This is a genomic window from Thermoanaerobaculia bacterium (assembly GCA_035260525.1).
Lineage (GTDB): Bacteria > Acidobacteriota > Thermoanaerobaculia > UBA5066 > DATFVB01 > DATFVB01.
In genome coordinates, this window is the sequence record DATFVB010000159.1 from 1 (window position 1) to 5,066 (window position 5,066).

Genomic DNA, 5,066 nt, shown 5'->3' on the forward strand with positions numbered 1-5,066 from the left:
CGCGTATCGCCGCGCCCTCGAAACCTGGCTGACGAGGGCGGAAGGTTCTCGGTTGGATCGATGGTGAGGCGCGGCCAGACGTGCGGGAAGACGGATTCGGCGGGCCGGCCGGCGGCTAAGGCGTACCGAGAGCGTACGTCGAGCCGGCGGCCGGCCCGACGGACCCGTATAACGGCGCGTATGGTCCGCGCCCAGCTAGTCTTCGCGGTAGTGGGTGCCGCGGGATACCTTATCCCCCGCCGCCGCGCGCGTGATCTCCAGCGCCGCGTGCACCCCGTTTCGAAGCCCGATCAGGGCATCCGACATCGCTCCGTGCCGGTAGAAGTCGTCGATCTCGTGGCGGAGCTCGACGAGAAGCCTTCGGGCGCGCTCGAGCCGGCGTCCCGAGCGGACGAGTCCCACGTAGTTCCACATCGTGTGCTTGACGACGAGCCAGTCCTGGGCGACGAGCGCGGGGTCGACGGGCTCCGACTCCGGCTTCCACTCCCTGGCGGTGAACGCCTTCTCTTTGGCGCGCTCCCGCGCCTCGGCCGCCGCCGCGTCTCCGGCATTCCACCCCCACAGGAGACCTTCGAGGAGCGAGGTCGAGGCGAGACGGTTGGCCCCGTGGAGCCCGGTGCAGGAAACCTCGCCGGCGGCATAGAGGGCGGGGAGGGTCGTCCGCCCGACGAGGTCCACCCCGACTCCGCCGCAGGAATAGTGCGCCGCCGGGACGATCGGCACCGGGCCCGTGGTGACGTCGTATCCCGCCTCGCGGCACCGTTGCGCGACACCGGGGAAGTGCTCGCGGATCCACTCGGCCGGCTTGTGCGAGATGTCGAGCAGAGCGTGGGGCTGGTCTTCCTCGAGCATCCGGCGGTGGATCGCGCGCGCCACGATGTCGCGCGGCGCGAGCTCGCCGCGGGGATCGTAGTCCTTCAGGAAAGGCTTCCCGAGCGCGTCGGTGATCATCGCCCCCGCGCCCCGGAGCGCCTCGGAAAGGAGGAGCCGCCCTTTCGGATGCACGAGCGCGGTGGGATGGAACTGCACGAACTGGAGGTTGACGACCCGCGCGCGCGCCCGGACGGCCATCGCGACGCCGTCGCCGCGCGCGCCGGCCGGGTTCGTCGTGTGGAGGAAGACCTGGCCCAGCCCGCCCGTCGCGAGGATCGTCGTGCGCGAGAGCGCCGGAGAGACCGTTCCGCTCGTGCGGTCGAGGAGATACGCGCCGAAGACGCGCGGCGAGGCATACCGGTCGAGCGGGTCCGGCGAGTCGTGGGCCGGCGTCAACACGTCGACGGCCGTGTGCGACGTCCGCCACTCGATCCCCTTCTCCCGCGAAACCGCGCCGAGGAGCGCCCGCTCGATCGGGACCCCGGTTTCGTCCTTGACGTGGAGAATCCGCGGCATCGAGTGCGCCCCTTCGAGCGCCCAGTCGAAATCGCCGTCGGACCGGTCGAACGGGACGCCGAGCTCCTCGACGAGGAGCCGCCGGACGAGGTCGGGCCCCTCGCGCGCGAGCTTCTCGACGGCCGCGGGGTTGCAGAGCCCTCCCCCGGCCTTCTCGATATCGGAGGACAGCGAGGCGGGCGTGTCCCCTTTCGGGCGCCCGACGATCCCTCCCTGCGCCCAGAACGTGTTGGACGACTCCGGTTTTTCCGAGCGCGTGACGATGACGACGCGGGCGCCGTGCCGCGCCGCGGAGAGCGCCGCCGCGCACCCGGCGATCCCGGTGCCGATCACGAGAACGTCGCACGCGTCGGCGGTCATGCGATCGAGAGCTCCAGCGAGATGTCGGTCGCCGTGACCGAGTGGGTCAGCGCGCCGACCGAGACGAAATCGACCCCGGTCTCGGCGTACGCGCGCACGTTCTCGAGCGTGACGCCCCCGGAGGCCTCGAGCGGAACTTCGGGCCGGAGCGACCGCGCCAGCGCCACGAGCGGCCCGAGCTCCCGCGGAGAGCGATTGTCGATCAGGAGCGCGTCCGCGCCCGAGGCGAGCGCCTCACGGAGCGCCGCTTCGTCCTCGACCTCGACCTCGATCTTCACGAGCGCGGGCGCGCCGCGGCGGGCGCGCGAGACGGCCTCGGCGACGGACCCCGCGACGGCGAGATGGTTGTCCTTGATGAGGATCCCGTCGTCGAGCCCGAACCGGTGGTTCTTCCCGCCGCCGGCGATCACGGCCCGCTTGTCGAGCGCCCGCAGACCGGGCGCCGTCTTGCGCGTGTCGAGGATGCGGCAGCCGGTGCCCGCGACGGCGTCCGCGTAGCGGCGGGTGGCCGTCGCAATTCCGCACATCCGCTGCAGGAGATTCAGGGCGACCCTCTCGGCGGACAGGAGCGCGCGCGCGTTTCCCGAGATGGAGGCGATCGTCGCGCCGGGCTCCGCGGCGGCGCCGTCGGGAGCGTCCCCCCTCCAGTCGACCTCCGGATCGAGCAGGGAGAAGGCCTCCCGCGCGACGTCGAGCCCGCAGACGATGCCCGCGCTGCGAACGACGAGCGCTCCGCGGCCGCGCGCTTCCGCCGGCACGACGGCGTTCGTCGTCGCGTCGCCGCGTCCGAGGTCCTCGGCCAGGAAACGCTCGAGAGACTCCCGCAGCAGGAAAGACACGCCCGTAGGATATTCGAAGGAGGGCGCCGCCGTTTCCGTTCGCCATGGGGGACGCTTCGTCCGGAATCGCGGACGCGGGGGCGCCCTCCTGCGCGCTCCGCCTGCGATAAACTCCTCCGAACGCTGCGCAAACGCAGGACCGGGCGCCCGGCTCGTCCCTTGCTTTCCGGAGGGGCAAACCCGATCGTTCCCGCGCGCCGGTGATCGCGCCGCCGCCGACTGGAGGAGATATGACCTTTCGCCGTGCCCTCATCGACACCCTCTTCGCGGGCCTGATTCTGTCGGTGTTCGCTCCGGGCGCGGCGGGCGCGTCCGTCAAGCCGGGTTCCGTCCAGGAGCAGGCGGGTGTCTCGCTCGTGGAAGTTCCGGTCACCGTCATCGACCGGGACGGCAAGCCCGTCCGCGGGCTCACGGCGGCGGACTTCGAAGTCCGCGACGACGGCAAGGACGTCGCGATCCAGGCGGTGGACACCACGGAGTTCTCGACGGTTCGGCAAGGGCCGACGGTGCACGAAACCGCAACCGTGACCGCGGCCGCGCGTCGGCGGTTCCTCCTGCTGTTCGATCTTTCGTTCTCGACGCCTGCCCGCGTCGTCCGAATCCGGGACGCCGCGCAAAAGTTCGTCCGCAATCAAATGGGGCCGGACGATCTGGGCGCGGTCGCCACCTACTCGGTCGAGCATGGAGTGAAGCTCGTGGTCACCTTCACCTCCGACCGGGAGCAGCTCGCGGCGGCGGTCCGGACCCTCGGCCTCGGCAACGAAGTGGAAACGATCCCCGACCCGCTCCGATTCACCATCGTCAACATCGACATCACCCCGTCCGGGCAACAGATCGCCGGAGGCAGCGGCGGCAACAAGGTCGACGTCGAGTCGGAGCTCCGCCAGACGGCAGCGGTCGCCAAACGGAACGACGATGCCTACCGCCGCGGCCGCGTCACCCAGCTCCTCCAGTCGTTCGGAACCCTGGCGAAGGCGCTCGATTCCGTCGAAGGTCGCAAGCAGGTCATCTACTTCTCCCAGGGATTCGACATGCGGCTTCTCCAGGGGAATGCGCAGGACACGCAGGCCTCGCAGGAGCAATCCGAGGCGGCCGCACGCGGAGTCGTCTGGGGGGTCGACAGCCAGCAGCGCTTCGGCGACACCGGGCTGCAATCGGGGCTCAACGACCTGCTCGAACTGTTCAAGCGCAGCGACTGCGTCATCCACGCCGTCGACCTCTCCGGAATCTCGGCGGCACAGGACCAGGGGACGGACCCGAGCGGCGGCGGCGGCAAGGCGGCGCTCTTCGCGATCGCCGACGGCACGGGGGGACAGCTCTTCGAGAACGCGAACGACTTCTCCGGGCAGCTCGACCGCCTCCTCGAGGAGGAGAGCGTCGTCTACGTCCTCACCTTCGCCCCGAAGCTCACCGGCCATCCCGACCGCTTCCATCCGCTCAAGGTGCGGGTCAAACGCTCGGGCGTCCGGCTCTCCGCGCGCGCCGGCTATTACGAGCCGAAGCCGTTCAACGCGACCTCGATGGTCGAGAAGGGCCTGACCGCGGCGGACGTGATCGCCTCCGAGATCCCGACGACCGCGATTTCCTCCGCCGTCCTCGCACAGACCTTCGCCGGAAAGAACGGACCCGAGACGACCGTTCAGGTCCGCCTCCCCGCGGCCGATCTCATCGCGCAGGGGAAGAGCGGCAAGCTCCCGGTCGAGATCTACAGCTATGCGTTCGACTCCGCGGGGAAGGTCGCCGACTTCGCGACGGAGAGCGCGGTGCTCGATCTGGCGCAGGTGAAGTCGAAGCTCGAATCGGGAGGGCTTCGATGGTTCGCGCAGATGAAGCTCGTCCCCGGAACGTACCGCCTGAGGTCCCTCGTGCGGAACAGCGAGACCGGAGCGATGGGATTCTCCGCCCAGGACCTCGTGGTCCCCGACTTCTCCCAGAAAAAGCCGTATCTGGTGGCGCCGCTCGCCGTCGGCAGCATCGACGGTCTCGTCCTGCGCGCCCGCTCGGCTCGCGGCGGCGTCGCCGCGTCCTTCCCGTACATGGTCGGGAGCGATCCGTTCCTCCCGGAGACCAGCCCCGCGGTCGGGAAGGACCAGGAGCTGAAGATCTGCGTCTACACGTACGGATTCGGAGAGGCGGACCGGCTGCGCCTGGGCGGCCAGCTCCTCGACGGCGAAGGAAAGCCCATGGGAACCGCGAACATCTCCCTCCTCGGGCGTTCCGCGCCCGACGAACTCGGGAGGTCGACGTATCTCCTCGGGTTCAAGCCGGCAGGACTCGCGCCGGGGAAGTATCAGCTGCGGGTCGTCGCGCAGAACGACGAGGCGGCGAGGCAGGGGACCATACCCATCGAAGTCCGGTAAGACACGAGAGAGGGGCCGGCGCGCCGATACATCGAGCCGGACGGGCGCGTGCCACCCGCGCCGCCCTGCGACATACGCCCCGGTATGCCTCGGGACGTCGCGGGCGACCCGCATCCCG

Annotated in this window: 3 protein-coding genes; 1 reads left to right on the forward strand and 2 read right to left on the reverse strand. The window is 70.3% G+C overall.

Going from position 1 to position 5,066, the window contains the following annotated elements; genetic code table 11:
- Window positions 1–195: 195 nt before the first annotated feature.
- Window positions 196–1,749 (reverse strand): L-aspartate oxidase, encoded by a 1,554-nt coding sequence (nadB, locus tag VKH46_07680; GenBank protein ID HKB70708.1) that lies wholly within the window; start codon window positions 1,747–1,749, stop codon window positions 196–198.
- Window positions 1,746–2,588, reverse strand: a complete 843-nt coding sequence (gene nadC, locus VKH46_07685) for a carboxylating nicotinate-nucleotide diphosphorylase (GenBank protein ID HKB70709.1) — start codon at window positions 2,586–2,588, stop codon at window positions 1,746–1,748. Before nadC ends, nadB begins: the two co-directional genes overlap by 4 nt.
- 230 nt (window positions 2,589–2,818) lie before the next feature.
- Between nadC and VKH46_07690 the strand changes: the two genes are divergently transcribed.
- Window positions 2,819–4,948: a VWA domain-containing protein gene (locus VKH46_07690; protein ID HKB70710.1), complete on the forward strand. Its 2,130-nt coding sequence runs from the start codon at window positions 2,819–2,821 to the stop codon at window positions 4,946–4,948.
- Window positions 4,949–5,066: the final 118 nt, after the last annotated feature.